This window comes from Thermoactinomyces sp. CICC 10522, from assembly GCF_016055075.1.
GTDB classification, from domain to species: Bacteria; Bacillota; Bacilli; order Thermoactinomycetales; family Thermoactinomycetaceae; genus Thermoactinomyces_A; species Thermoactinomyces_A daqus.
The window spans coordinates 139,662-165,522 of record NZ_JAECVY010000001.1; the positions used below are offsets into that span (position 1 = coordinate 139,662).

A 25,861-nucleotide genomic window follows, 5' to 3' on the forward strand; every position below is an offset into this window, starting at 1 on the left:
TGATCTTCCGGATCCGGCCCCCGGTTTTGCCTTCGTCATGAAATCAAGAAGAATTGCAGAAAGCCACCCGGATGAGAATGATTCCGGGCGGCTTTTTTTTGATTGCCACCAACACCGGTTTTTACAGCTTTTTCAACTGGATCTCTTGTGCATGTTTGCGAACTGCTTCCAATACGGCATCAACGATCTTGGATTCATAGGCTGTATCATAAACAGCTTGGCCATCCACGGTAATCCGGTACATCGCCGGTTTTTTTCTCAATTGAAATACTGAAGCGACACCCTCAACAATGGCATTTGCTAAACCATCCAAAAATGAGGAGTCCCGGAGCAATTCGTTTTCTCTTTGATTGGATATAAATAAGTTTTCAAGCAGGATGGCGGGCATCGATGTTTCTCTCAATACAGCAAAATTGGCCTGTTTTTTGCCTCGATCATGAATTTGATATTGGGTCAGATACTGCATGATATGTTTATGGATCTCGTCTTGGTAACGCACTGTTGAACTGGAGGCGTTCGGATGAATATAAGATTCAAAGCCATTGGCTGATGGACTGGCTGAGTTATTGTGGATCGAGATAAACAGATCACAATTGCGTTTATTGGCAAAATCCGCTCGTTCGTTCAATTCTATGAAACGGTCATCCCACCTGGTTAAAGATACCGTTACATCCTGATACTTTCCGAAATGGTCATTGATTTTTTTTGATAGCTCCAAAACGACGTCTTTTTCATTTAAACCAAAGCCTGTGGCCCCGCTATCCTTACCGCCGTGGCCGGGATCAATCACCACATATGCGCCCATCCGCTCTACCTCCCGCAAAATTTAATTAAGATTCTTTGTTTTACCAATCTGCCATAAAAAATATTAAAAAAATTTGGTTTATTCTTTCTTTCTTTTATTATACCCCAACAAACGGGGACTGGATTGCGCGAATGTACAACGCTGTTCCTGGTAATTTCATAATTGTTTTATAACAAAAGGCAGGTTTTTTGGTATTTGCACAGTTTGTTTTCCATGCCGAAAAAGAATAATGGTCCGGTACTGTCCTGACCAATTCAAAGGATAAAAAGAGGGTTAATTTCTCACATTAAATAAGGATACCAAAGCGAAGGAAGTGAAGATCATGGATGCCCAATCAACATTTCAACATGATTCGGTTCAACAGCATTTAATCCATTATAAGGAAGGGCTTGGCAAATTCGCGGGAAAGATGCCGGATCTTGTACGGGCTTACAATGAATTTACGTCGCATTGTTTTCAGGAGGGGGAAATTCCCCTGAAATACAAGCATCTTATCGCATTGGCCATCAGTCTCCATGCTCAGGATGAGTACTGCATGGTTTACCATTCCAAAGGGTGCATCGATCAAGGATGCACGGAAAAGGAAATATTGGAAGCGGTTGGCGTGGCGGCTGCCATCGGTGGAGGGGCAGTGATGAGCCAAGGAGTCACCCTTTTGCAAAAATGCCTCAATGAGTTCAATCAAGGAGTGCATTAAGCGGCTGGGGAGAAAGCACTGCTTTTGCCGCCATCCTGTCCAATAAGGAGAACGTATAAGGGATACAAGCTAAAAAGCCCGGGATGGTTCGATTTATCGCAAAGTTTTCCGGGCTTTCCACTTATGGTGCGAGCTTTGCGCCTTTTTTGAATCTATCTAATGTTCGTTGTAAAATTGGCAACAGGTGATGGATTGGACATGTCCGGAATGCAGGTGTTCATGAAAACCGAGACATTAATGCCGCTTAATGTATTCTGCAAGAAAGTCGGGTTTGTCGGTCATTACCAGTTTTGGATGGGGAGGCGTTTTCTTGAGCGATACTTTTTCCAAAGCGGAGCAGGAAGTTGTTTATCGGGTGATTCGTGCCCGGCGGGATATTCGCCACTTTTCGGGCCGCCCGGTTCCGGAAAGGGTGCTCCTGCGGATTTTGCAAGCAGCCCATCATGCCCCCTCCGTCGGGTTTATGCAACCGTGGAATTTTATCCTGGTTCATTCAAAAGAGATTCGCGAACAGATTAAGAGTTCATTTGAAGAGATGAACGCTGATCAGCTTAAACAGATTTCCGAAACAGATCGAAAAGAATTGTACAGCCGTTTGAAGCTGGAAGGAATCATGGAGGCGCCTGTCAATCTGGCCGTCACTTGTGACCGAAACCGGGATGCCCCGTTTGTTTTGGGGCGGGGGCCCATGCCGGAAACCGATTTGTTCAGCACCTGTTTGGCAATTCAAAACATGTGGCTGGCTGCGAGGGTGGAAGGCGTCGGCGTTGGCTGGGTCAGCATTCTCAACCGTGAGAGAGTCGAAGAAATTTTAGGGCTTCCTCCGGGAATCAGGCTGGTGGCCTATCTGTGCATCGGATATCCGGTGGAATTTCGTGAAAAGCCGATGCTGGAAGAATTGGGTTGGAAGTCGCGGATGGATTTGAAGTCATTGATCTATGAAAATCAGTGGGGGCAGGAATTGAAATCGTTCCATCTGGATTGAGGCGATCAGAATGACATGTCGGATGTCTGTGCATTTTTTCCCCGTGTGCGGAAAAACAAGCGTTTTCAAAGGTATCCATAATGCATACGTTCATTTATAAACCATGGTGGCGATCATTTCCAAATGAGCAAACTCTTCTGTGCCGATGTCGGTCAACAGCCCTTTCACCTTGTCAGGCAGGGTATAGCGTTGGTTCAAGTAACGAAGGGCGGCTGAGAGTTCTCCGTCTGCCCCTCCGTACTGTTCAATGAGGTACTTGGCCAGTTGGGGATTGCATTTGCTAACGCGAACCGGATATTGCAGCTTTTTTTCGTAGATCCACACAAAAATCAGCCTCCTTAGATTTCCCAGGGCCAGGGACCTTCATTCCAGCCGTTGGGATACTGATTCATGCTTTGGCCGAAGTTGCGCAGAGGTCCGTAGTGTTCTTCATATGTACGTGCTATTTTTTTCCGTTCGTTCACGTACCAGTTGAATTGCTGCAATGCTTCCAGATCGCTGGGATGCGTATCGAGATAAAGATTCAGTTCCACCAGAACAAAATCGATCTCCTGTAACTGCCGCAGCAGTTCACGCTGGTGTTTTTGGTTCATGAATCATCACCTTTTTGCCATTTTGGTTTATGGTAGGGGCTGTACAGAATCGGCCATAGGGTTCCGTGGATGAGTGCTTCACTTGGAGGGAATTGGGGAAGGCAGGGTGGTTGGAAACCTAGAAACAGATTTGGAGGTACGACATACCTTTTTTTACGTATCGGGATACAAGGGTCATCGGGACTGACATAGGGGAACCACACTCGTTCCTGATGAGTAAAAGGATTTGGAATGCGCCTGAATTTGCTCATTCCGACCCACCTTTCTGGCGATATGAAAAGTTTCTTACAAAAATATATGATTTACATTGCATTTTATTCGTAATGGTTGTGTTTCAATTGACCCATTGCCTTCGATTTCTTTTTTTGCAAAGCGTTTGCGGAGCACCTTCAAATGATGGCCTTCTGGTGCAATTCCTCCATCTTATCCAATTTTTCCTACGTATTGATTGAAGCAAAAAACGCATGATAAGAACAACAAAGCCAAGGAGGTGAAAACACATGGCACAACAATCTCGCAGCCGTAGTTCCAACCAATTGCTGGTCGCTGGTGCTGCTCAAGCTCTTGATCAAATGAAATTTGAGATTGCTCAAGAGTTTGGTGTTCAACTTGGTCCTGATACCACTTCCCGCGCCAACGGTTCTGTCGGGGGAGAAATCACCAAACGCCTCGTTTCGATGGCTGAGCAACAACTTGGCGGAGGCTTCGTTGGTTAATCTCAATTGAATAAGCTGGTTTCTGAATGCGGTGGCCGGCCCGGTCACCGCAATTATTTTGCTGCAAGAAGGGATTTTTGGTTTTTTAATAGAATAATTTTGATTGTTCGATGTCATGATCACAGATTTTTATTACTCGGGAGGGGTAAGGATGACAGAATTTTATAACATTGCAAATGATATTGACCGGCATGCTGACAAAGACCGGGTGGCCATTCGCTGGATGAATGAAAATGGGGACAAGCGAATCGTTACATATCAGGAATTGAAAGAAAAGTCAGATGAATTGGCATCTGCATTTATAAAGGAAGGATTGGTCAAAGGCGACCGGGTTCATATTTTGTTGCCGAGGGTACCCGAAGCGTATATCGCCTATCTCGCTTGTCTCAAAGCAGGTTTGGTGATTTTGCCCGGATCCGAAATGCTCAGGGCCGGTGATATTGCGTATCGGATGAAGCATGCTGAAGTGAAAGCGGTCATCGCCGATGAAAGCTTGACGGAGAGAGTTGATGAAGCTGCGTCAGATACTGGTTTGTCCTTTAAGCGGTATGTGCGCGGGCAGGCGCATAAAGATTGGATTTCCTTAAGCGGTTTGCAAGGCGATTCCGAAATCCGGCTGCCGCAGACGCGCCCGGATGATATCGCTTTCATTTCCTATACTTCCGGCACGACAGGGGGACCAAAAGGAGTGATTCACCACCATAGCTGGGCGATCGCCCACCAGCAGACAGCGACCGGATCCTGGCTTGATCTTCACCAAGGGGATATTGTTTGGGCCACTGCCGGGCCGGGCTGGGCCAAGTGGATTTGGAGCCCGTTCGTCTCGACGCTGGGGGCGGGGGCGACCGCTTTTGTGTATCAAGGAGCGTTTCATCCGGAAAAATATCTCCGGTTATTGCAGGATCAAAAGGTGAATGTACTCTGCTGCACGCCGACAGAATATCGCATGATGGCGAAAACGGAAAAGCTGGAAAGGTTTGATCTCTCGCATCTGCGGGTTGCCGTCAGCGCAGGGGAACCTTTAAACCGGGAAGTGATTGACACATTTGAAAAAGTTTTCGGTATACGGGTGCGTGATGGATACGGGCAGACGGAAAATACATTGCTCATCGCGACATTGAAAGATATTCCCCCGAAACTGGGATCGATGGGAAAACCGACTCCGGGAAACCGCGTGTCAATCATCAATGATCAGGGCGAGGAAGTAAAGGCGGGAGAAGTGGGGCATATCGCCGTGCATCGTTCTTCCCCGGCGTTGTTTAAAGGGTATTACCGGGATCCCGAGCGCACAGAAGCGGCATTCATCGGGGATTGGTATATCACCGGCGACCGGGCGCGAAAAGATGAGGAAGGTTATTTCTGGTTTGAAGGAAGGGCCGATGATATTATTATCAGCAGCGGCTACACGATTGGGCCGTTTGAAGTGGAAGATGCGCTGGTCAAACATCCGGCCGTGAAAGAGTGCGCCGTCGTTGCCAGCCCTGATCCCGTGCGCGGCTCCATTGTAAAAGCGTTTGTCATTCTGAAGGAAAATGTGGAACCGGGGGAAGAATTGGTCAAAACCTTGCAGAACCATGTAAAAACGGTGACCGCTCCTTATAAATACCCGCGGGAAATCGAATTTGTCGACTCGCTGCCCAAAACGACAAGCGGAAAAATCCGCAGGGTGGAGTTGCGGGAACTGGAGAAACAGAGAAAGAATGCCGGGGCTTGATGGGAAATCTGAAAGTTCGATATAATAAGTGGGACTTGGACTTTAAAAGGAGAAAAAGACATGAAAGTGTTTACACACGGCAGCAATATCAACTTTGCCTGTTCGGCCCGGGAGATGACCGGAAGTGAACTGGAACGCCTGATTCACGAGTACCAACAGGAGTACCGTGAGCTGCTGTTTGGAAAAATTGATTTGGAACAAAGCGAAATTTATGTATACGGCACTTTGGAGGAAGCGGTGATCAATGAGGATGGAGACCGCTGCCGTTTCCGTTACCGCTCCGAACAGGGAGAAGGGATGGAGGAACATCCTTTTGATCAGCTGCTGTTAAGCCAGGAAGCCCACTTCGACATCATCGATGAGAAAAAGGGACGCACAGGTTACCGCGTGCTTTATGTCACCTTTTTGGAAGACGGTGAGGACAGGGAAACAAGTTATTTTTTCGCTGATGCCAACGGGGTCAGCCAGCCTCTTGCCTGCGTGGCCGAATTTTGGCAGCAGGTGATTGACATCGGACGGGATGTCGATTTTACGATGACCGGCTGTTCAAGAGAATGCGGGTGTGAATAAAAAAAGGGTAGAAGCCGACAGGGTTTCTGCCCTTTTTTTATTTGCATGGGTGAATAACGTGTGAATGTTGCTGCGCATTTCATACTACTAAGATAAACGTGCGCTGGGATGGGAGGGAAGCAAGTTGGCTACACGTCCTTCAAAAAAAGAGTTTGCCGATTGGATCAATACCTTGACGGGTTCCGAAGTCATGACCGAAAAGAAACTGGATCAAATTTTGTTTAATGCAAAAAAGAGCGTGCAGAAACAGGGGATGAATGGTCTGTTTGAGTATATGCGCCAGTTGCTGGGTTTACCGATCTCGGATGAATTCATGCAGCATATTCTTGAACGTCTCAGTTCGCCGGACGGAGCATCTGCATTATTTCAGGAATTTCAATTAAATGTTCCGGCAGAGATCCGGAAGGCCACCAAGAAAAACAACAAGAAAAAATAATTTTTACCACTTCTTCTTTCCTTTTTGTTTCATCACTTCTCTGACAATTTCCCTCATCGCCGGGGAATTGAAAATATCGTAGAGACTGTCCCCCGTCAGGTTTTGCCCGCTTTCCATCTTGTTGTCATTACTGTTTTGCCCTTGTTTAGCCGGAGTTTTCGTAACGTTGTTTTTGTTTGAACCGGCGTTTCCTCCCTGAGAATTGGTGCTTTTTTGCGTCTGTGTCCGATTCAGATTCGCCAAAGATTGGATCATCTTCATGAAGGCACCTTTGTCACTTAGCGCCGTGTTTAAAGAATGGAGTGCATGCAAGATCTCTTCCACGTTCATTGTCGTTTTGGAAAGGTTGCCCACCCATTTGTGGATTTGCGTCCAATAATCGGCGGGATCATCGCCAGCGATCAGATTGAGGAGCTCTTCAGGCAACGGGGGGATTTCCTTCTTTTTATCCATCTCATGCCACCTCCCTTTCCGCCTGTTAAAAAATATATTCACTTTTTGGGCAATGAGTGAAGATGGGAGTGAAAAGCGATGTCTAATCCAAAATGGCTGCTCCCTTCATCAGATCAAGCAATACATCGGAGACGGCGGGTTCGAAAAATTTTTTATCTCCGGGACGGAACCCAGCTCGATCGTTATGTGGAGGATATGAAACGGTCAGGGATACGGCCGATTCGTTTTCTCACTCATTTGGGGATCGTCATCGGTGAATATTTTACGCCTTCCGCTTCGCATGTGATGGATGGACATCCGGCGGTGGAGTATACAGAACAGGATATTCGCATAACCATAACCGAACCGATTGTGGGGACGGTCACTCCCCCCTATGAACAAAAGATTCCCTGGGGGGTAGCCATGGTTGATGCCCCGAAGGTTTGGCCGATCAGCCGGGGGCGCGGGGTGCGAGTAGCGGTTATCGACACGGGAATTGCTGCCGATCATCCGGCAATCCGCGATAACTACAAGGGGGGAATCAATATTTTATCCCCGCATTTTTCCCCGACAGACTATAATGGCCATGGCACCCATGTGGCGGGGATCATCGCCGGCAGAATGGCGGAAACAGGAATTGTGGGCGTGGCCCCGCGCACGCATCTGTACGCGGTCAAAGCGTTCAACCGCAAGGGAAGTGCCAATTTGTCCGATCTGTTGAGCGCGATCAACTGGTGCATTGAAAATAAAATGCAAATCATCAACATGAGTTTCGGCATGGACAAATTAAGCGAATCACTGAAACAAGCAATACAAATTGCCCATCGTAAAGGGATTATCATGGTGGCCGCAACCGGAAACCAAGGATTGACGGCGAAAATTGATTTCCCGGCGCGCTATCCGGAGACGATTGCGGTCACTTCTGTCTCAAAAGACGGAAATCTCTCTTTTTTCAGCAATTACGGCAAAGGGGTTGACCTCGCTGCTCCTGGAGATCGAATTCCCTCTGCCTGGTTAAACAATTCCAAACGGGAAATGAGTGGAACGTCAATGGCAGTTCCGCATGTTACCGGAACGATCGCACTTTTATATCATCTCAATCCATCGCTGAATCCGGAACAGATCCGCTACATTCTGACACAAACTTCAATCAAATCGGGAAAAATCGGCATCGGTGTGATCAACTCATATCAGGCCATAAAGTTTTACCGGAAATTCTGGAGCTGAAAAATTCGTTTGTCCCGCAGCCTGCACCATATGTGACTGCGGGACATTATCGTCAAAGAAGGTTGGAAAACCGCTTCTCTGTCCCGGCATTTTTTGTGATAAACTAATACTCGTATCTAAATTAAGCATTAGACAAATAAAGGGTTGATCATTGCAATGAAGAAATTAAAGCAAAGATCAGCTTTAAATGGGCTGTTTTCACAGCGCTTGCAAAGTTTATGGTTGATCGTCGTCTTGCTTTTTGTCATCCTTACCCTGCGCCTGAGCTGGATTCAACTCGGGTCAGGAGAAAAGTACAACCAGTTGGCTGTGGAAAATAACTTCAAACAGATTCCCATCGTGGCTCCGCGGGGAAAAATGTATGACCGGTCAGGCAAGCTTCTGGTCGGAAACCAGTCGCTCTATTCCGCCATTTATCTGGAACCGGACAGCAGCCCCGAAGAAAAAATGGCCACGGCGAAACATCTGGCCCAAACGCTGCACATGCCGCTCGCCGATGTCTTAAGTGCAATGGATATCGGCCGGGATGCTCACGGCAAGCATGTGATGCGGAAACAGCCGCCGTATTATCCGAAAAAAATCAAGGACCGGCTCACTTCCGAAGAGGTGGTCAAAATCTCGGAGAATCCGGATCTGTTCCCCGGAGTCAATATCTTCACCGAGCCGCTTCGCCAATACCGAAACGATACCTTTGCTGTACAGACGATCGGGTATGTACGCCCCTACGCCGGCGCGAAAGAAACGATGGACAAATACAAACAAGCGGATGGCAAGTCAAATCAAGGCGGGTATGTGGACTGGGAACAGGTCGGGGTAGACGGTCTGGAGTACAGTTACCAAGATGTATTGCGCGGGCAAAACGGCTATCGTCTGGTCCGGGTCAATTCGACCGGCAAACTGGTCGATGTGCTGAAAGAGGTAGAACCGAAGCCGGGAGACAATCTTTATCTGACCCTGGATGAGAAAATGCAACTGGGGGCGGAGAAGTTCATCGCCGACCAACTGAAGAAACTGCAAACGTCTGGTGGTTCAAACCGGGCTCCGTACGCCAAAAATGCCTACGCTGTCGCAATGGAAGTCAAGACCGGGAAAATCCGCGCCATGGTCAGTTACCCTGATTACGACCCCAACATATGGAATGATCGGGTAACGGAAAAAGATTACCGCAATCTCAGCTATGTGATCCGGAATGGCACTATCCGCGAGGCACCGTATGATGCGCGTAATTCCAGTCATCCGGATAAAGAGTATGCCAAACATCCGTTATCGGTTCTTCCTTTGGGTTCAACCTTTAAACCGCTGATGGTGCTGATGGGGCTGTCGAAGGGATTGATTTCCCCGGAAACCGTATGGCGGGATGCCGTTTCATTTTATTACGCTAAGGCGACGCCGCCGATTCATAATTCGGGCGGCCACGATTACGGATATCTCACACCGGAAAAAGCGTTGCAAAAATCCTCAAATACCTTTATGGCCTGGTTGGGAACCCGGTGGTACAAACGGGATGGAATGAAGGTGATTCAGGAGTTTCGCAACTTTACACATCAATTTGGCTTGGGGGTTAAAACAGGTGTTCCTCTCCCAGGAGAGCAGGACGGTTCGGAAGACTACCTGCTCACGGCCAAAAAATATTCGGGTTTGGGCGCGATGGCTTTGGCTTCATTTGGTCAAGCCCAGCGCTATACGACGATGCAGTTGGCCCAATATACGGCAACCCTGGCGAATAAAGGAGAGCGGCTTCAGCCTCAGCTGGTGGATAAAATTGTCAACCCCAATACCCATGAAGAGAAAGTGATCAAACCGAAGGTGTTGAATAAGGTTAACATCAAGCCGGAGGATTACAATACCGTCTTAAAAGGGATGATGGATGTCACGCATGCCGGAGGTACGGCTGCCGGATTGTTTGATGATCTGCCGTTTGAAGTTGCCGCCAAAACGGGAACTTCAGAGCAGGACATTCCCGGCAGAGGAAGAGTGAACAACTCGGTCTTCATCGCTTTTGCTCCGGCAAAGGATCCGAAAATCGCGGTGGCGGTTGTTGTCCCGGAAGGCGGATACGGAGCCACTGCAGCCGGACCGATCGCCAAGTATCTGATCACTTCCTATTACGAACAATTTATGAAAAAATAAGCGGGGTGTATGGGAAGAAGAGACTTCGCCTGTTTCCCCGTTCGGGACTTACTTTTTAACGGTGATGAATGTCGATTGACACATTTGCTTTGGTCAACCTGGGAGAAATGAAACGGATGGGCTTTTAAATTGAGGAACAACCGGCAATTTCGGAGCAAAGACGGAAAATACGCGGTGTTTATTTGCCGCAGAGATACTTGCATTCGTGTCAAAAAGAGCAAATGGAACGGTGCCAACAAGCAGAAATAAGTCCCATCTACCTGAGCAGATGGGACTTATCTGTAAAGAAGTGATACGCAATTATTGTTTGTTTTTTTGAGCCATGGATTGGCTGTTTTGTTGGCGAACTTGTTGTGCGCTAGTTTCGGAAGCGAATTCGTTTTTGTAAGCAGCTGCTTTGGTGTTTTGTCCGGCAGCGGAAGCGAATTCGTTTTGGAAACCTTTGTTTGCAGCGCTTGCGCTTGCTCCGGCAGCGGAAGCAAACTCATTTTGGAAACCTTTGTTTGCAGCACCTGCAGCACTTGCGCTCGTACCGGCAGCGGAAGCAAACTCATTTTTATAGCTTTGATATCCACCCGGGCTTTGTTTGGATGCCTGGTTTTGGGCACGAACTTGTTGTGCATTGGTTTTGCTTTGTTGATCCATTCGTATCACCTCCTGTTAGATAGAGTGCCCGGGGGCAGGTGATTTATTTCTCCCTTTTTTTGCCAAGCTCATCAAAACCAAAGGAGGCTTTTATGAAGCAAACGGTATCAACGATGTTTTGGCGGTGCTTACCGAAAAAAGCAATATCCCGGCTGATGGGGAAGTTTGCCCGGCATCCGCTCAGCCGCCATCTCATACCTGTCTACATCCGTTATTTTGATATTGATCTCGAGCCGGTTCGCAAACCGTTGCATGAATTCCAAAACCTGCTTGATTTTTTTGTCAGGGAACTGACACCTGAAGCCAGGCCGATTGCCGCAGGGGATGACGTGATCGTGAGCCCTGTTGACGGAACCGTTTCCCAGGCCGGGCAGATTGAGAAAGGCACTCTGATTCAGGCGAAAGGGGTAGACTATTCGCTTGATCAGCTTTTGAATGATCACCCTTCCTTCGTCCGCAAATTGCAAGGGGGACAGTTTCTTACCATCTATTTAAGTCCGCGCGATTACCACCGGATTCATATGCCGGTTGAAGGTGTCATTCGTGAATGCTCCTATATTCCGGGGGAATTATATCCGGTGAATGAAACAGGAGTCAACCTGTTTCCGGGTCTGTTTACGATCAATGAACGAATCGTTTCTTACATAGAAACCCAATTCGGCTGGATGGCGCTTGTCAAGGTTGGCGCAACCAACGTCGGCAGCATCAAGGTGGAATATGATGACAATATCGTCACCAACCCCGATTGCAAGTGCGCGGCTTTCCACAAGTGTTATCAGTCACCGCAAGTGCTGGACAAAGGAGCGGAATTGGGCCGGTTTGAATTTGGCTCCACCGTCATTCTGCTGTTTGAACCAAAGAGCATCAAATGGATGATTTCGCCTGAGCCGGGAATCAAATTAAAGATGGGACAGGCCATTGCAGAAGCGGTCAAAAAAAAGGAGGACGACCGGGATGCTTCGCCACACGTTGATTCCCCTTAAGCGCTTTCCGCAGGTTTTCCCCGTTGTGACCAGCATCATCCTTGTTCAAACCATTGTTTTTGTCATGATCCTCCTGTCAGGAAAAGCGAACGATCCCTCGACCTGGGGACGATACGGGGCTTTTGTCGGTTGGCGGATTGATGAAGGGGAATATTGGCGGTTAATTTTTTCACTGTTTGTTCATGTGGATTTCATGCAGTTGTTCGTGGTTGCGCTCTCCATATACATATTGGCTCCGCAGTTGGAATGGTTTTTTGGAAAGCTGCCCTTCTTGTTTCTTTTTTTGGTGACGGGTTTCTTTGGAAATCTGGGCGTTTATCTGATGGGAACCGAAGGGGTTTACACCGGCGCTTTTGAATCGATATACGGCCTTGTCGGTGTTTATCTTTTTTTGTATATCCGCGGGATGATTCATCCGCTCCTCGGCAGGGGATTGCTCGTCATCTTGATCATCAATCTGGTCTTCGATTATCATTTTCTGTTTGCCCATATCCTCGCCCTTTTAAGCGGGTTTGTGTTTGCCGCGATCTTTATTCAATATAAGCAGATGAAAGAAAATCAAGATTCCGAGCAGTAAAAAAGACGGCCGGCATGATGGTGGTGAAAACCGGACATGCCTGGCCGTCATCCGCTTTTACAAAAAAAGTGCATGGTGCAGGAGAGTTCTTGGTTAAGCTAAGACTGGTGAGAGACAATGCACATCTTTGGTAGAACTGACCGGCTTGATCGGGAAGCTTGGTTGCTTTTGCTCATGAGTGGTCTGTTTGCCATCGCATCCGCTCTGTCCAGTTCGTTTGTCAATATTTATTTATGGAAACTAAAAAACGACTGGATTCTGATCAGTTGGTTCAATACCATTCATTATGGCTCAGCCGCTACCACTTTTGTGTTGGCCGGCTGGATGACCAAGCATATCGAGCGGGTGATTGCAATTCGCTTGGGAGTAGCCGGTTTGTCAGTTTTTTATCTGTCTGTCTTATGGTTGGGCACGAAAGCCGTCGATTATATATTCTGGCTGGGAATTCTGATGGGAGTGGGATCGGGGTTTTTCTGGCTGGCGTTTAATGTTCTCTATTTTGAAATCACCGACCGGAAGAATCGGGATGTGTTTAACGGAGTCAATGGTTTTCTCACATCGGTTGCCGGGATCGTGGCCCCGTTTATTTCCGGTTACATCATCAGCCATATGGGGAAGTTTGCGGGTTACCGCATCATTTTTGCGGTTTCGCTAGCCATCTTCATCAGTGCCGTGATGGTCAGCTTTTTTTTTAAATCCCGCCGCACCCGCGGGGAGTATCAGTTGCTTCCCGTTCTGAAACTGGCCGGGACGCGGGGCAGCAATTGGTACTGGGTGAGTTTGGCCATGGCGGCGCAAGGGTTGCGCGAAGGCATTTTCACCTTTTTGATCAGTTTGCTCGTTTTTGTGGTGACGAAAAATGAATGGGAATTGGGCGGTTTTTTTACGGTACAATCGGCGGTTTCCTGTCTTGGATTTTTTATTGTCAGCCGTTATATGAAACCGGCCCTTCGTTACCGTTTTCTCCTGATCGGGGCGGCGATGATGGGGATTCTCATCCTTCCCCTCGTCGTCTCTCTCAGCAGTGGATCCCTGTGGATTTTGGGGGTCGGCGCTGCCTTTTTCTATCCTTTTTATGCGGCTCCGCTCATGGCCTCCGTCTTTGATGTGATCGGTGCCACGGAGAGAGCGGCGCGGCGGCGGATTGAATGTGTGGTTTCACGGGAATTGGCCCTGAATCTTGGCCGGATCACGGGGATTCTCTTTTTTATCTGGTGGATGAGTACCTTCCCCAATCTTTTTCAGATTCGCTGGTTTGTGCTGATCATCGGATTTACGCAATTGTTGGCCTGGCTGGCCATCCGGCATGTACCTGTCGGAACGGGGGAAATGGTAAAGAAGGTTGCCGGCCGTCCCTGAAGGCGGTGGAAGCATGCGGGCACCCATTTGGGAATGCCCGCTTTTTTCTAATGGCGATGCACGATTCCGCTTGTGACGGGGTAGTGGTAAAGTTGCCCGCCGATCGTGCGAATGACGGCCATGATGGTTGCGCAGAAGGCAAAGAGCGAGATGAGGGGAATCAGCAAAAATCCGATCAGCACCAGCGTCAGAACCGCGCTCACCGCCACGGCGACCAGTGAGAACAGATGAAAAGCGAACGCTTCTTTGGCGTGGTGCTGCACAAAAGGCGAATTTTTTTTCGCCATCATCAAGATGACAGGAAGCAGAAAAGGAAAGAAGAAAAGGCTGGCATGGCATAAAACCGCAAAAATTTTATCTTCCGTTGTAACCATTTGATTCACCTTTCGGATGAAATGAATTAAAATTCAAAATATAGGGTTCGCCTTTTAATCTTCTCTTAAATTTAAACGATGATGGTTTGTTTTACAAGGGAGGAATTCAGGTGATTTATTACTTTGCCTATGGTTCGTGCATGGACGAGCAGAGCTTTGCCCAAACGGTCGGAAAGGATCATTATGAAGTGGCGGGAGCAGCAGTCCTGAAGGATTATCAGCTGGTCTTTAGTGCATTCAGCAAGAAACGGAATGGAGGGGTGGCCGATCTGGTTTTTGCGCCGGGCGAAGAGGTGGAAGGCGTCTTATATCGGATCACGCCTGAAGCATTGGAACCGTTGGATGAGCGGGAGGGGGTTCCGAGCGGCAAATATAAGCGAATGGATGTCCACGTTTGCTTTCAGGAGCAGCTGGTTCGCGCAATGACCTATACGATTGTGAACAAAGAACAGGAAGAGATCAAGCCGAGCAAAGAATATTTGCAGCTGATTTACAACGGAGCGTCCCGCTTTCTCAGCGACGCCTACCGGACGAGATTGGCGGGGGAATGGTCGAGCAAATTCGGCATTTCCGATTTTTTGCAGGAAACATAGTTCCGGTTTGCGTTTGCATGGTTGGAGAGAATTCGGAATGGGAAGGAGTACGGCCAGTGGATCATTTGCGGGAGCTGCTTGCCAAACAGAAGGCTTTTTTTCACGAAGGGAAGACAAGAGAGACACCGGTTCGTTATGAACGACTCCGCCTCTTGCGTGATGCGATTCGCCGCTATGAACCGGATATTATCACCGCACTGAGAAAAGACCTGAATAAGTCCGAGTATGAAACCTATTTGACGGAATTGGGCGTCATCTATGAAGAAATCAAGTATGTGATGAAACATCTGAAAACGTGGACGAAGCCGAAACGGGTCAAAACTCCTTTGATGCTGTTCGGTTCCAGAAGCTATATCTGTCCCGAACCGTACGGGGTCAGCCTGATCATTTCTCCTTGGAATTACCCGTTTCAACTTACGGTTTCCCCGCTGATCGGTGCCATCGCTGCCGGCAACTGTGTCGTGCTGAAGCCTTCCGAGCTGGCGCCGCATACCGCCAAAGTGATAAACCAGATGCTGACAGGCATTTTTGAGAGCGAGTTCGTCGCAGTCGTGGAAGGTGGCGTTGAGACCAGTTCGGCATTGTTGGATCTGCCGTTTGACCATATCTTTTTTACGGGCAGTACCCGTGTGGGGAAAATCGTGATGGAAAAAGCGGCCCGATCGCTCACTCCGTTCACCTTGGAACTGGGTGGAAAAAGCCCGGTCATCGTCACGGAGGACGCCCATATTGATCTGGCGGCGCGACGGCTGGTGTGGGGGAAATTCATCAACGCAGGGCAAACCTGTGTCGCGCCGGATTTTCTCTATGTTCATGAAAAAGTGAAAGAAGCGTTGATAATTCGGATGAAAACGGAAATTTCCCGTGCTTTCGGCGAAAACCCCCTGGTCAACCCCAATTATACGCGCATTGTCAATGAGCAGCATTTTGCCCGTCTGTCCGGCTTCCTGAACGACGGGAAAGTGATTTATGGCGGGCAAAAGGATGAAGAGAAACTTCTGATCGCCCCTACTTTGCTGGACGAAGTCACATGGGAGATGCCGGTGATGCAGGAAGAAATTTTCGGGCCGATTTTGCCTGTTTTTTCATATCAGGAGATTGACGAGGTTATTCAGGTGATTCGTGAGAAGCCGAAACCCCTGGCTTTATATCTCTTTACGGAAAACAGGGAAACCGGGAAAAAAGTGATCGAATCCGTTTCGTTCGGCGGAGGGGCGATTAACGATACACTGGTTCATCTGGCAACGCCGTACCTGCCGTTTGGTGGCGTGGGCCCGAGCGGAATCGGAAGCTATCACGGCAAATTCAGTTTTGATTGTTTTTCGCACCAAAAGGGCATTGTAAAACAATCGACGAAAATCGATTTCCCGTTTCGTTACCACTTCAGCCAAAGCGGCTTGAAGTTGCTGAAAAAGATGATGAAGTAAAAAAGGGGCAATGATCATGCCCCTTCTTGGCGTTTTCATTGGCTGCCTCAACCGTTGCCTTTTTCCGGCCCTGTCGCAATCGGATTTTCTTTATGGGAAATCCAGTCGCTCCAGCTCCCCGGATAGAGTTTCACCCGCGTAAATCCGGCTTCTTTCAGTGCGAGCACATTGGGCGTGGCTGTTACACCGGAACCGCAGTAAACAATCATTTCCTTATCCTTGGGCAAAGAGGAAAAATGATGTTTCAGTTCCTCTTTGCTTTTCCATTGCCCGTCCGGACGCAAAACATCTTTCCAGAAGAAGTTTACGGCCCCGGGAATATGGCCGGCGACGGGATCAATCGGTTCCTCCAGACCGAGATAGCGGTTAAGTTCCCGCGAGTCGATCAGCAGAGTATCTTGACGGTTCATTTTTTGTTTTACCTCGTCCTGATCCGCAGCCATTTCCGCTATGATGTGCGGTTTAAAGCTGCGCGGTGTGGGGGAGGGAACCTCGGCGGTAACGGGGTAACCGCGTTCTTTCCACAGCTGAAACGTGCCATTCATCACACTGACCTTCGGATGGCCCAGATATGTCAGAAGCCACCAACAGCGGGCAGCCATACATCCTCCCTGATCATCATAGGCGATGACATGAATGTTCTCGTCCACTCCGATCGCGCTCAGAGTCTTGGCCAGGTCTTCGGGGTCCGGCAAGGGATGGCGTCCTCCGTGCTGTTGGATTTTGCCGGACAGATCCTTTTCCAGATCAAGATAAAAGGCACCCGGCAAATGCTCCTGCCGGTAAGCCTTTTCTCCCGCTTCCGGACTGCCGAGCGTAAACCGGCAATCAACGAGCAAAACCCGGGGGTCGTTCAGGTGTTCATGCACCCAGCTCATCTCAACCAAATTCATGATCTTTCCTCCTTCGCTCTCCTCTGAATATTGTAACAAAAAGCACTCGGGCAACATACCCGGGCCCTGGCTGGAAAAATTCAAATGAAAAGGAAATAGTTTACCCAGAAAATTCGTAAATCAATTATAATAGGATAAATGTTGATGAAAAAGGGGGTAAGACAACGCTTGAATTTTTTCATGTGGTTATTGTTGCTTCTTCTGTCGGCCGGATGGATTTATTTGTTTCTCACCGTCAACGAGCTGAAAAAACGGGTGATACGGATTGAGAAACAGATGAAGCCGCAAGCGGAGCCGGCCGAAGCTTCACAACCGGCTGCGAAACCGGAAAAACCGATGCCCGGCCAGCCCGTCGCAGCCAAACCGGGTATTCCCGTTCCGGACAAACCGTCTGTTCCGGTTCAGTCTGTGCCGAAAAAAGAAGCAAAAGCGAAGAAGCCGAGCCGTCCGAAGCGAAACAGGAAAGAATGGGAGTATCTGATCGGCGGGCGCTGGCTCAACCGAATTGGAGCCGTCGCTTTGGTCATCGGCCTGGTCTTTTTTGTGAAGTACGCTTTTGATTATCATTGGGTAAACGAAATCGTTCGCGTCCTCATGGGGGGAGCCTTCGGAATTTTGCTCCTGGCAGGCGGGCGCCATTATTATCGGAAGCAGTTGCCCATTTTCGCCCAGGGGCTGATCGGGGCAGGCACTGCCACCTTATATGCTTCCGTCTATGCCGCTTTTGATTTTTATCATTTTTTGTCATTCGGCATGGCGATTCTCCTCATGTCGCTGGTAACCATGTTGGCGTTATGGCAGGCACTCGTTTATGATTCACTGGCCATTTCCCTGCTCGGTTGGATCGGGGCCTTTATCACCCTGCCGGTGTTGGGAGCTGATCCTGGCAATCAAGTGGGCCTGTTTACTTATCTGGTGTTTGTCGCCCTGGGCATGGTATTAATCAGTTTGAAAAAAAGGAATTGGACCATTTTATATCATCTGACACTTTATGCGATCTATGTCTGCTGTTTTGCTCTGATGACGTCAAGCTCCCATTCATGGCATCTGTTATATTTAACGGCCTTCTGGCTGATCTTTTACCTGTACGAGCTGGCAGTGGCGCGCAAGCCGGGGGTCTGGCCCGCCGCCCATTTGGTGACCGCCAGCTTTAACGCCTTTTTCATGCTTCTCGGCCTCCTTATACTGCCGCTTCATCATGCGGTATGGACAGGAGAGAAAGTCTATCTTTTCAGTGTGGCCTATTTGCTGCCGCTGGCCTGGCTCAAATGGAAGCGGCGGGAACGGGAGTTTTCCAAGACAGAGCGAAACCGTTACGGTTTTACTTTTCTTTTTCTCGTTACGTTGGCCGGCATGATCAAGTGGAATGGGCTGGCACTTGCCAATGTCTGGACGATCGAGTCGTTTGTGCTGGTTTGGCTGGCTTTGAGGGAAAAAGTGAAGCAAGCTTTTTATTTTGGAACGGCGCTCTACGGGATTGCGGCCTTGCTGCTCCTCGGCTGGACAGCTGAAATCTTGTCATTGCATCATTGGATTCCGGTGTGGAACCGGGAAACATTTTCTTATTTCCTGTGGGCCGGGATGGTCACATTTCAGGCCTGTCAGATCAGAAAAAGCCGCACCCCCGGATGGGAGCCCTGGTTTGAAATTTTTTATACCGGCAGCGCCATTATGCTGTTCTTCTGGCTGTCGATCGAAATCAACATTTATTTTGACAGATCTGCCCGGACAGGGTTCTGGGAATTGAACCGCTATTTTGTCTTATATATGATCTGGGCATTATACAGTTTGCTCGTTCATGAAACCGGGCTGAGACAGCGGGTGCGCGTGTTGGTCCCCGTCTCCTGGGGCATGATGTTTCTCGCGCTCGTCTCCGTCGCCGTCTGGGGAATGGCGGATCAGCCGCTCTCTTCCTTTGTTCCTGTTTTCAATATGCGTTTTCTCGCCTTTCTGGTTGAGATCGGTTGCGTCATTCTCATGCTGTGGCGCGGCAGGAAGGCTGAACCGCTCCCATCCTTGAAGTGGGCTCCGGTTTTGTTGCTGGGAGCGCTCCTGGTTTTGCTGTTTGAAATCGTCACATTGGAAGTGGGAGGGACATCAGACTATTTTGCGCCGGCGTTTGGTGATTATACCCGGGCCCAATGGTACAAGGGATTTTTTATCTCCCTCAGCTGGATTGGATACAGTCTTTTGTGCGTGTGGCTCGGCAGGAGTTTCCGGCAGAAACTGATTTTGTTTTTCGCCTGGGGAAGTCTTGGTTTGGGCGTGTTGTCGGTCATGTTTCAAGGGCTGTTTTTGCCGGCGCGGATCAATTGGATGCCGGTGATAAACATTCGTTTTGCGGCCTTGTTCATCTCCGCCGCCTGTCTGTATTTGTACCAATCGAAAGGGAAGGCTTTGGAGGCCAAACGAATCTGGGTGCTTCTCGCGCGGATCCTGTTGGTCGTACTTTTGTTTGAATTAATTACGGTTGAAATCAGCGGCATTTTTGCGCACCGTTTGTGGGAGCTCAACACCGGCAATCCGGTTTTGCAACATCAAATCGAGAATCAGAAGCAGCTCGCGCTGTCCATTTCCTGGATCTTTTATTCGCTTCTGTTGATGCTGACCGGGATTTGGCGAAAATGGGCCTGGCTGCGCTGGTCGGCCATCAGCCTGTTCGGGCTTTCCATCCTGAAAATCTTTTTGTTTGATCTCTCCTCGATTGAGACGCTGTACCGCATTGTCTCGTTTATGGCGCTCGGCGTCATTCTGCTTGCTGTTTCTTATCTCTATCAGCGGTACAGGGAACGGTTTTAGCACTTCACGACCCGGCCCGGCGATTTTGCGGCAGCCTTTGCGACGCGGAACCGCAAGTAAAAGAGAAACACCGGAATCCGGCGGGCTCCTTTTGCGGGTTTAACCACTGAGCGAGAAGAAAAATACAGCTCTTCTCGCTCTTTTCCGCATGTGCGTTGTGTCGGGGCAGTGAAGCTTGGGGTGACTTACAGATCATCAATGTTTATGTGCGGGGATCATACCGGTCGCAGCGCACGTAACCGCGGAAAGTCCGTTCCAAATCTTTTCCGAGCCGAAAAAGCAGCTCTTCCTGCCCGGTTGCTGTAATCAGTTGCACAGCGAGCGGCATTCCGTTTTCATCCTCACCGACGGGAAGAGTTAGCGACGGTAAGCCAAATGTATTGGCATAGGTAATGAAAGGGAGGAATTTTCGGAATGTTCGTCGTACAGAAAAAATCTCGCGATATTGTTGACCGTGAGCGGGTGCGGTGGAATGGTAAACAGGCAGGATCAGCACGCGGGATTGCAGATAGTTTTGCACCGTGGTTTTGGCGAGGGAAAACGCTTCCATAAACCTCCGCCAAGTGGATGCCGTTGGTTTAAACAAACGTGATGCGATCAGGGCCCAGGTGAGATAAGGGTGCAGGCGGTGCGGCAAACCCGCTTTTGCTTTGAGCCATTCGGTCGCCACGTGGCGCATCCGCATTTCCAAGATTTCCCCAATCAAATATTTGCTACCGTCGACGGACATGATCCATTGCCACCACTGCGCCGATTCTGCCAGATAAGGAGGCGGGTCGTGATCGACGGATACGTTATTTTTTAGATGTGCCGCCATGTTTTCCAGACAGGCAACAGTCGCTTTCTGCATCGGGAAAGCAGCGGGTAACACGGGGATGATGACGGAAAAGCGGGACGAGGCTGCGGGCACGTGCCGGCCGGAGAGAATCTCATGAATCAGCTTGGCATCATCGACTGATTTGGCCAATGCTCCGACTCCCAGCATACTTTGCTGGACAGGGTGGGAAATCGGTGGGAAAATTCCTTCATGAGGCACTTGACCGAAACCTGACTTGAAACCGACGACACCATTAAAATGGGCCGGAAATCGAATCGAACCGCCTATGTCCGCCCCGATTCCGACGGCGGCTCCCCCGACTGCGATCAGGGCACCTTCACCGCCGCTCGAGCCACCCGCGCTGCAGGAGGGATTCCAGGGGTTGTTGGTGCGTCCGAATACGAGATTATCCGTTTCCTGGCAAAAACAGAGGGAAGGCGTATTTGTTTTGCAGAGGATAATGGCTCCTTCGCGTTTGAGGCGGCGGATGATTTCCGCATCTTCTTTGTCGATGATCCGGGTGCGTGCAGAGAGGCCGCCGGTCGTTTTTGTGCCTTTAACATGAAAGCATTCTTTGACACTGACGGGGACACCGAACAATCTGCCTTCTTTCGGGCGGGAAGCCATCTGCTCGGCTTCAGCCAGCGCATCTGCAAACCTCTCTTCAGTCACTGCATTGATTACGGGATGAGTGGCACGGATTTGATTGATATAAGCTTCGGCCGCTTCCTTGGGAGTGAGTTGGTTTGCTTTGATCTTCGCAGACAGGCTCGTTGCATCCAGATCCAAAATGGAGTTCAAATTGTTGCCCCCTTTGTTTCGCGATGGTTTTTTGCTATTATTATAACATTGAAAGCCAGAGGAAATTTCCGTTTTATTTTGAATAAACAGGGTATTCAGAAGGGAAGACGCACCTTTTTGTCGAATATTATTACGATTACTAACAATACTTATATAAGAATCGTAGAAGGAAATGAGGAGGAGCCAGATTGAACCATCAGGTGTTGGTTACGCATGAAATCGACCGGCAGATGCTGGAGCGATTGCAAACTGAAGCTGAGCTTGACATCGTGTCAAACAAAGCAGCATGGACACAGGAGGAGATCATTCAGCGGCTGCAAGGGAAGGATGCGCTCCTTTGCACCGTAACCGACCCGATTGGGGAAAAAGTGATCGAAGCTTGTCCACGGCTTCAAATCATCAGTAACTACGGGGTGGGTTACAATCATATTGATCTTGAAGCGGCCAGCAAAAGAGGTATTGTCGTAACCAATACGCCGGATGTTTTGACTGAGGCCACTGCCGATCTCACGTGGGCGCTGTTGCTCGATGTTGCGCGGAGAGTTACCGAAGGGGACCGCCTGGTTCGCCAGGGACGTTGGCGGGGTTGGGAGCCGTCGTTTATGCAAGGAACCGAAGTCACCGGAAAAACGCTCGGCATCATCGGCATGGGGCGAATCGGCCGGGCAGTCGCGCGACGGGCCAGGGGCTTCGCCATGAATATTCTTTATTATTCACGCACGCGTCTGCCTCTTGCAATCGAGAGGGAGTTGGGGTTACAATTTGCCAATATCGATTCTTTGCTGGCGGAATCCGATTTTGTTTCCTTGCATACGCCGTATACCCCGGCCACTTATCATCTGATCGGGGCAAGGGAACTCGGGCAGATGAAAGAATCGGCATTTCTCATCAATACGGCGCGCGGTGCAGTCGTCGATGAACAGGCACTGATCCGTGCGTTGCAGGAGAAGAAAATAGCCGGCGCGGCGTTGGACGTGTATGAACGTGAACCGTTGGTTCCCAACGAGCTCATCCGGCTGGACAATGTTGTGCTCGCCCCTCATCTTGGCAGCGCCACGAAAGAGACGCGAAGAGCGATGGCTGAGCTTGCGGTGCAAAATCTAGCAGATTACTTTGCAGGGAAAAAGCCAAGGTATTTGGTTAATGAAGAAGTATGGGAAATGAGATCCCGGCGTCTTCAGGGAAAATAAAAGGTGTGGAAAATTTTCCGAATGCCTTGGACGAAACAAGCAAATGTGCTAATATATTCAGCAGCTTGATTTTTGGCTTAACCTTTTTGCCGAATCGGGCAAAAACGGGTGACTGCGCGAGGAAAGTGTTGTGTAATCGCTTACAACGCGGGATGAAAAAGCCGTGCCGGCGGCGGAAATCCCTGCCGTCCAAAGCGGTCTGTTGTCGATTGAAGGAGGTAAATTACATGTCGCAAAATAATAAAGAGGTTTTGTTAACGGAAGAAGGACTGGAGAAATTAAAGCAGGAATTGGAACATCTCAAAACGACGAAACGTCATGAAGTGGCACAACGCTTGAAAGAGGCGATCGCCCAGGGTGATTTAAGCGAAAACTCCGAGTACGATGCAGCAAAAGAAGAGCAGGCGTTTATTGAATCCCGGATTATTACGCTGGAAAATATGATTCGCAATGCGAAAATCATCGGTTCCAATTTGGATAAAAATGTTGTGAGCGTCGGTTCAAAAGTGACCATTCAGGAACTTCCCGACGGCGATCGGGAAACATATACGATTGTTGGAAGCGCTGAATCGAATCCGTCCGAATTTAAAATTTCAAACGAATCGCCGATTGGAAAAGAATTGATCGGGCGTCGTGTCGATGATGTCGTTCATGTTGCGACACCTTCCGGTACCATACAATTTAAAATCATCGAAATCGATTAAGCCTTGATTTAACCCTTTGTCCCTTGCCGGCAAAGGGTTTTTTATGTGGTACCGGGTTTTGGTCCGCTCTGGTTCCGGATGCCCTGCTTCCATCCCGGCCTTGCTTAAGTCTCTTTTCCGGTGATGCTCTATCCCGGCCGGTTTTTTATTTCTGCATGATTTTTCCTCTTTTCCGGCAAACTACAATGGAATCCAAATGTTTTTCCGGGAAAGGTGTGGCCGATGGTTAAAAGACGAGTGGTAGTAACGGGATATGGCTGTTTAACGCCGCTGGGAAAAGATCCGGATACTTTTTGGGCAAACCTGGTCGCCGGAAAAAGCGGGGCAGGCCCGATTACCCGATTCGATCCGTGCGATTTTCCCACGAAGATTGCTGCGGAGATCCACGACTATGATCCGGAGGATTACCTTGATGTCAAAGATGCCCGGAGGATGGATTTATTTTCCCAATATGCGGTGATTGCCGCCAAACAGGCTTTTCACCGTGCACAATTACATGAGGATAAATGGGACGCGGAGCGCGTTGGCGTGATGGTCGGTTCGGGCAGCGGCGGATTGGCGATGATTCAGCAGGAATACAGAAGAATATTGGAAAAGGGACCCAATCGTCTCAGCCCTTACCTGGCTCCATCGATGCTCTCCAACATGGCTAGCGGCGAAATTGCCATCGCGCTGGGAGCACGGGGACCGTCTGCTGCTGTGGTGACTGCCTGTGCCACCGGGAGCAGTTGCATCGGGGAGGCGATGCGAGCCATCCAGTATGGGGAGGCGGATATTGTTCTGGCCGGAGGAACGGAAGCACCGATCACGCCGCTCGGTTTGGCCGCTTTTTCCAAAATTCGCGCACTCTCCAGGAAAAATGAAGAACCGGCCAAGGCTTCGAGGCCTTTTGATCGCAACCGCGACGGTTTTGTGGCTGGCGAAGGGGCAGGGGTGCTTGTTTTGGAAGAGTTGGAGCATGCTTTGCGCAGGAATGTGCCGATTTTGGCCGAACTGATAGGGTATGGGGTGACCACCGATGCCTATCACATCACGTCACCGCGGGCGGACGGAGAAGGGGCGGCCGGAGCGATGCGTTTGGCTTTAAGAGATGCGGGTCTCTCTCCCGGTCAAATCGATTATATCAATGCGCATGGAACGGGAACCCGGCTGAATGACTGGATTGAAACGCAGGCGATCAAGCAGGTGTTCGCGGATGACGCCGGGCGTGTTCCTGTAAGTTCGATCAAATCGATGACCGGTCATATGTTGGGGGCGGGAGGAGCGGTTGAGATGATCGCTTCGGTTCAGACCCTGAATACCGGCCTGATTCCTCCGACAATTAACTGGGAGGAACCGGATGAGGGGGCCGATCTCGATTATGTGCCCAATGTGGCCAGACGAAAAGAATGCCGTTATGTCATGAGCAATTCATTTGGTTTTGGCGGGCACAATGTGAGTTTGATTGTGAAGAAATGGGAGTGAACAACGAAGAAGCTCATCGCGGAATCCAGTTGTGCCGGTGAGCTTCTCCTGCAAAGCTATTTATAAATGATATGAGGTTTGACACTGCGCAAAAAAGCTTCCACCCTGGCGATATCCTCAAGCTGAACGTTAAACTTGCGCAGGGAGCTGTTCAAGTGCTTGATCGCGATTTCGTACTCTTCGGATGTGATGTTCAATCCGGCATGGGATTGGCGAAGTGTGCTGCCTTCGTACCGTTTGGGCCCGCCAAGGGCAAAACTCATAAAGTAAGTAATTTGATGACGCCGAAGCGCTTCCATATTAACTCCGATAAAGTGGTGATTCACCCGGTCATCCTGGATCATGCGGTTGTAAAATTCATTGATCACCGCGGCAATCGTTTGTTCTCCGCCCAGTCTCTCATACAAAGTGCTTTTCGTGCTTTTTAACATAAGCAACCTCCCGTTCAGGGGTGAAAGTTTGCAAATAAACAAAAGATTGTAGCAAATATGTTCATAAGATAATCGGATAAAAAGAACAGAAAAAGGCCTAAAACTTCGGGAAAACCCCGAAAAATATAGTAGGAAAAACGAGTTGATTTTACGTTTCTATATTATAGCATCAAAAAAAAGTGTATGCTATTTCTTCTCTTTGTGCAATAAATTTTATTTCTAAATCATACGTAAAGAAGGTGTCCCATGTAAGACATGGGACGTGAACAACAAATATTTTTCTATTCTTGTTCGGGGATTCCTGCCTGACTATAACTTTCTTGAATCGCACTGATCACATGACGGGTGGGTTCATCGGCGTAAAACTCATTGGAAAATTCGACGTCGTCTCTGATTTCCTCTGCTGCTTCTGGCAATTTTTTTTGTTTAATCACTTTTTTCCTTGCCATTTTTTTCACCTCCATCATCATCTCTCTTTAACGTGTCTTGTTTTAACTGA

Annotated in this window: 27 protein-coding genes and 1 pseudogene; 17 read left to right on the forward strand and 11 right to left on the reverse strand. The window is 49.0% G+C overall.

All coding sequences use genetic code 11. The annotated features are described in order from the left end of the window. Positions 1-121 precede the first annotated feature (121 nt). Positions 122-793, reverse strand: coding sequence for an N-acetylmuramoyl-L-alanine amidase family protein (locus tag I8U18_RS00785; RefSeq protein WP_198055213.1), 672 nt, complete (start codon positions 791-793; stop codon positions 122-124). Positions 794-1,127: 334 nt separating this feature from the next. Between I8U18_RS00785 and I8U18_RS00790 the strand changes: the two genes are divergently transcribed. Both I8U18_RS00790 and bluB read left to right on the forward strand, forming a co-directional pair. Next, complete coding sequence (locus tag I8U18_RS00790; RefSeq protein WP_198055214.1) at positions 1,128-1,502, forward strand: carboxymuconolactone decarboxylase family protein; 375 nt, start codon at positions 1,128-1,130, stop codon at positions 1,500-1,502. A gap of 310 nt (positions 1,503-1,812) precedes the next feature. Further along, positions 1,813-2,487, forward strand: a complete 675-nt coding sequence (gene bluB / locus I8U18_RS00795; protein ID WP_033101011.1) for a 5,6-dimethylbenzimidazole synthase — start codon at positions 1,813-1,815, stop codon at positions 2,485-2,487. A 93-nt stretch (positions 2,488-2,580) separates the two neighbouring features. Here bluB and cotJC read toward each other — a convergent pair. The 3 genes and pseudogenes from cotJC to I8U18_RS00810 form a co-directional block, all read right to left on the reverse strand. Further along, positions 2,581-2,811: pseudogene (gene cotJC, locus I8U18_RS00800) on the reverse strand (spore coat protein CotJC); the annotation flags it as partial. Positions 2,812-2,825: 14 nt separating this feature from the next. Continuing rightward, the gene (locus I8U18_RS00805; protein ID WP_033101012.1) at positions 2,826-3,080 is read right to left on the reverse strand and encodes a spore coat protein CotJB; all 255 of its coding nucleotides are present in this window, start codon (positions 3,078-3,080) and stop codon (positions 2,826-2,828) included. After that, entirely contained in the window at positions 3,077-3,331 is a 255-nt protein-coding gene (locus tag I8U18_RS00810; RefSeq protein WP_198064391.1) for a spore coat associated protein CotJA, read from the reverse strand. The genes I8U18_RS00805 and I8U18_RS00810 overlap by 4 nt, the downstream gene beginning before the upstream one ends. Positions 3,332-3,580: 249 nt before the next feature. On the opposite strand from I8U18_RS00810, the gene I8U18_RS00815 reads away from it, so the two are divergent. The 4 genes from I8U18_RS00815 (at position 3,581) to I8U18_RS00830 (ending at position 6,516) form a co-directional block, all read left to right on the forward strand. Beyond that, positions 3,581-3,796: an alpha/beta-type small acid-soluble spore protein gene (locus I8U18_RS00815; protein WP_033101013.1), complete on the forward strand. Its 216-nt coding sequence runs from the start codon at positions 3,581-3,583 to the stop codon at positions 3,794-3,796. A gap of 151 nt (positions 3,797-3,947) precedes the next feature. Next, on the forward strand, positions 3,948-5,510 hold the full coding sequence (locus I8U18_RS00820) for an acetate--CoA ligase (RefSeq protein WP_198055216.1): 1,563 nt from the start codon (positions 3,948-3,950) through the stop codon (positions 5,508-5,510). 60 nt (positions 5,511-5,570) lie between these two features. Continuing rightward, complete coding sequence (locus tag I8U18_RS00825; protein ID WP_033101015.1) at positions 5,571-6,080, forward strand: hypothetical protein; 510 nt, start codon at positions 5,571-5,573, stop codon at positions 6,078-6,080. 124 nt (positions 6,081-6,204) lie between these two features. Continuing rightward, positions 6,205-6,516 (forward strand): hypothetical protein, encoded by a 312-nt coding sequence (locus I8U18_RS00830; protein WP_033101016.1) that lies wholly within the window; start codon positions 6,205-6,207, stop codon positions 6,514-6,516. Positions 6,517-6,519: 3 nt separating this feature from the next. Here I8U18_RS00830 and I8U18_RS00835 read toward each other — a convergent pair whose 3' ends face one another. Continuing rightward, complete coding sequence (locus tag I8U18_RS00835) at positions 6,520-6,969, reverse strand: hypothetical protein (RefSeq protein WP_033101017.1); 450 nt, start codon at positions 6,967-6,969, stop codon at positions 6,520-6,522. A gap of 78 nt (positions 6,970-7,047) precedes the next feature. Between I8U18_RS00835 and I8U18_RS00840 the strand changes: the two genes are divergently transcribed. Then, positions 7,048-8,175 (forward strand): S8 family peptidase, encoded by a 1,128-nt coding sequence (locus I8U18_RS00840; RefSeq protein ID WP_052154185.1) that lies wholly within the window; start codon positions 7,048-7,050, stop codon positions 8,173-8,175. Positions 8,176-8,331: 156 nt separating this feature from the next. Next, positions 8,332-10,305 carry a peptidoglycan D,D-transpeptidase FtsI family protein gene (locus I8U18_RS00845; RefSeq protein WP_052154186.1) on the forward strand — a complete coding sequence of 658 codons (1,974 nt, stop codon included), beginning with the start codon at positions 8,332-8,334 and terminating at the stop codon, positions 10,303-10,305. 300 nt (positions 10,306-10,605) lie between these two features. Here the strand turns inward: I8U18_RS00845 and I8U18_RS18105 are convergent, their stop codons facing one another. Continuing rightward, positions 10,606-10,950: a hypothetical protein gene (locus I8U18_RS18105; RefSeq protein WP_033101018.1), complete on the reverse strand. Its 345-nt coding sequence runs from the start codon at positions 10,948-10,950 to the stop codon at positions 10,606-10,608. A 92-nt stretch (positions 10,951-11,042) separates the two neighbouring features. On the opposite strand from I8U18_RS18105, the gene asd reads away from it, so the two are divergent. The 3 genes from asd (at position 11,043) to I8U18_RS00865 (ending at position 13,869) form a co-directional block, all read left to right on the forward strand. Next, the gene (gene asd, locus I8U18_RS00855) at positions 11,043-11,933 is read left to right on the forward strand and encodes an archaetidylserine decarboxylase (RefSeq protein WP_052154187.1); all 891 of its coding nucleotides are present in this window, start codon (positions 11,043-11,045) and stop codon (positions 11,931-11,933) included. Then, positions 11,905-12,510, forward strand: coding sequence for a rhomboid family intramembrane serine protease (locus tag I8U18_RS00860; RefSeq protein WP_033101019.1), 606 nt, complete (start codon positions 11,905-11,907; stop codon positions 12,508-12,510). Before asd ends, I8U18_RS00860 begins: the two co-directional genes overlap by 29 nt. 117 nt (positions 12,511-12,627) lie before the next feature. Then, on the forward strand, positions 12,628-13,869 hold the full coding sequence (locus I8U18_RS00865) for an MFS transporter (protein WP_052154188.1): 1,242 nt from the start codon (positions 12,628-12,630) through the stop codon (positions 13,867-13,869). Between the two features lie 47 nt (positions 13,870-13,916). On the opposite strand, the gene I8U18_RS00870 is transcribed toward I8U18_RS00865, so the two are convergent. After that, positions 13,917-14,243 (reverse strand): DUF4870 domain-containing protein, encoded by a 327-nt coding sequence (locus I8U18_RS00870; RefSeq protein WP_033101020.1) that lies wholly within the window; start codon positions 14,241-14,243, stop codon positions 13,917-13,919. A 110-nt stretch (positions 14,244-14,353) separates the two neighbouring features. On the opposite strand from I8U18_RS00870, the gene I8U18_RS00875 reads away from it, so the two are divergent. Together I8U18_RS00875 and I8U18_RS00880 are read left to right on the forward strand one after the other, a co-directional pair. After that, positions 14,354-14,836 carry a gamma-glutamylcyclotransferase family protein gene (locus I8U18_RS00875; protein WP_052154189.1) on the forward strand — a complete coding sequence of 161 codons (483 nt, stop codon included), beginning with the start codon at positions 14,354-14,356 and terminating at the stop codon, positions 14,834-14,836. Between the two features lie 17 nt (positions 14,837-14,853). Then, the gene (locus I8U18_RS00880; RefSeq protein ID WP_198055219.1) at positions 14,854-16,263 is read left to right on the forward strand and encodes an aldehyde dehydrogenase; all 1,410 of its coding nucleotides are present in this window, start codon (positions 14,854-14,856) and stop codon (positions 16,261-16,263) included. A 47-nt stretch (positions 16,264-16,310) separates the two neighbouring features. Here I8U18_RS00880 and I8U18_RS00885 read toward each other — a convergent pair whose 3' ends face one another. Continuing rightward, the gene (locus tag I8U18_RS00885; protein ID WP_198055350.1) at positions 16,311-17,159 is read right to left on the reverse strand and encodes a sulfurtransferase; all 849 of its coding nucleotides are present in this window, start codon (positions 17,157-17,159) and stop codon (positions 16,311-16,313) included. 165 nt (positions 17,160-17,324) lie between these two features. Between I8U18_RS00885 and I8U18_RS00890 the strand changes: the two genes are divergently transcribed. Further along, entirely contained in the window at positions 17,325-19,955 is a 2,631-nt protein-coding gene (locus I8U18_RS00890) for a DUF2339 domain-containing protein (RefSeq protein ID WP_198064392.1), read from the forward strand. Between the two features lie 202 nt (positions 19,956-20,157). Here the strand turns inward: I8U18_RS00890 and I8U18_RS00895 are convergent, their stop codons facing one another. Beyond that, a complete protein-coding gene (locus I8U18_RS00895) occupies positions 20,158-21,573 on the reverse strand; it encodes an amidase (protein ID WP_198055221.1) in 1,416 nt (471 codons plus the stop codon). A 188-nt stretch (positions 21,574-21,761) separates the two neighbouring features. Between I8U18_RS00895 and I8U18_RS00900 the strand changes: the two genes are divergently transcribed. The 3 genes from I8U18_RS00900 to fabF all read left to right on the forward strand — a co-directional run bounded on the left by I8U18_RS00900 (position 21,762) and on the right by fabF (position 24,931). Beyond that, positions 21,762-22,763, forward strand: coding sequence for a 2-hydroxyacid dehydrogenase (locus I8U18_RS00900; RefSeq protein WP_232336271.1), 1,002 nt, complete (start codon positions 21,762-21,764; stop codon positions 22,761-22,763). A gap of 227 nt (positions 22,764-22,990) precedes the next feature. Next, a complete protein-coding gene (gene greA / locus I8U18_RS00905) occupies positions 22,991-23,467 on the forward strand; it encodes a transcription elongation factor GreA (RefSeq protein WP_033100888.1) in 477 nt (158 codons plus the stop codon). Positions 23,468-23,689: 222 nt separating this feature from the next. Next, on the forward strand, positions 23,690-24,931 hold the full coding sequence (fabF, locus tag I8U18_RS00910; RefSeq protein WP_198064393.1) for a beta-ketoacyl-ACP synthase II: 1,242 nt from the start codon (positions 23,690-23,692) through the stop codon (positions 24,929-24,931). A gap of 56 nt (positions 24,932-24,987) precedes the next feature. Here the strand turns inward: fabF and I8U18_RS00915 are convergent, their stop codons facing one another. Both I8U18_RS00915 and I8U18_RS00920 read right to left on the reverse strand, forming a co-directional pair. Continuing rightward, complete coding sequence (locus I8U18_RS00915; protein WP_033100890.1) at positions 24,988-25,362, reverse strand: group I truncated hemoglobin; 375 nt, start codon at positions 25,360-25,362, stop codon at positions 24,988-24,990. A gap of 281 nt (positions 25,363-25,643) precedes the next feature. Continuing rightward, the gene (locus I8U18_RS00920; protein WP_033100891.1) at positions 25,644-25,826 is read right to left on the reverse strand and encodes a hypothetical protein; all 183 of its coding nucleotides are present in this window, start codon (positions 25,824-25,826) and stop codon (positions 25,644-25,646) included. Positions 25,827-25,861 lie beyond the last annotated feature (35 nt).

Bases quoted from the DNA above. Each gene is read 5' to 3' on its own strand.
- asd (WP_052154187.1), top strand. From the start codon at position 11,043: ATGAAGCAAACGGTATCAACGATGTTTTGGCGGTGCTTACCGAAAAAA.
- I8U18_RS00790 (WP_198055214.1), top strand. From the start codon at position 1,128: ATGGATGCCCAATCAACATTTCAACATGATTCGGTTCAACAGCATTTA.
- I8U18_RS00870 (WP_033101020.1), bottom strand. From the start codon at position 14,243: ATGGTTACAACGGAAGATAAAATTTTTGCGGTTTTATGCCATGCCAGC.
- fabF (WP_198064393.1), top strand. From the start codon at position 23,690: ATGGTTAAAAGACGAGTGGTAGTAACGGGATATGGCTGTTTAACGCCG.
- I8U18_RS00860 (WP_033101019.1), top strand. From the start codon at position 11,905: ATGCTTCGCCACACGTTGATTCCCCTTAAGCGCTTTCCGCAGGTTTTC.
- I8U18_RS00805 (WP_033101012.1), bottom strand. From the start codon at position 3,080: ATGAACCAAAAACACCAGCGTGAACTGCTGCGGCAGTTACAGGAGATC.
- I8U18_RS00865 (WP_052154188.1), top strand. From the start codon at position 12,628: ATGCACATCTTTGGTAGAACTGACCGGCTTGATCGGGAAGCTTGGTTG.
- I8U18_RS00915 (WP_033100890.1), bottom strand. From the start codon at position 25,362: ATGTTAAAAAGCACGAAAAGCACTTTGTATGAGAGACTGGGCGGAGAA.
- I8U18_RS00845 (WP_052154186.1), top strand. From the start codon at position 8,332: ATGAAGAAATTAAAGCAAAGATCAGCTTTAAATGGGCTGTTTTCACAG.
- I8U18_RS00820 (WP_198055216.1), top strand. From the start codon at position 3,948: ATGACAGAATTTTATAACATTGCAAATGATATTGACCGGCATGCTGAC.
- I8U18_RS00835 (WP_033101017.1), bottom strand. From the start codon at position 6,969: ATGGATAAAAAGAAGGAAATCCCCCCGTTGCCTGAAGAGCTCCTCAAT.
- I8U18_RS00810 (WP_198064391.1), bottom strand. From the start codon at position 3,331: ATGAGCAAATTCAGGCGCATTCCAAATCCTTTTACTCATCAGGAACGA.
- I8U18_RS00880 (WP_198055219.1), top strand. From the start codon at position 14,854: ATGGTTGGAGAGAATTCGGAATGGGAAGGAGTACGGCCAGTGGATCAT.
- I8U18_RS00840 (WP_052154185.1), top strand. From the start codon at position 7,048: ATGTCTAATCCAAAATGGCTGCTCCCTTCATCAGATCAAGCAATACAT.
- I8U18_RS00920 (WP_033100891.1), bottom strand. From the start codon at position 25,826: ATGGAGGTGAAAAAAATGGCAAGGAAAAAAGTGATTAAACAAAAAAAA.
- greA (WP_033100888.1), top strand. From the start codon at position 22,991: ATGTCGCAAAATAATAAAGAGGTTTTGTTAACGGAAGAAGGACTGGAG.
- I8U18_RS18105 (WP_033101018.1), bottom strand. From the start codon at position 10,950: ATGGATCAACAAAGCAAAACCAATGCACAACAAGTTCGTGCCCAAAAC.
- I8U18_RS00815 (WP_033101013.1), top strand. From the start codon at position 3,581: ATGGCACAACAATCTCGCAGCCGTAGTTCCAACCAATTGCTGGTCGCT.
- I8U18_RS00825 (WP_033101015.1), top strand. From the start codon at position 5,571: ATGAAAGTGTTTACACACGGCAGCAATATCAACTTTGCCTGTTCGGCC.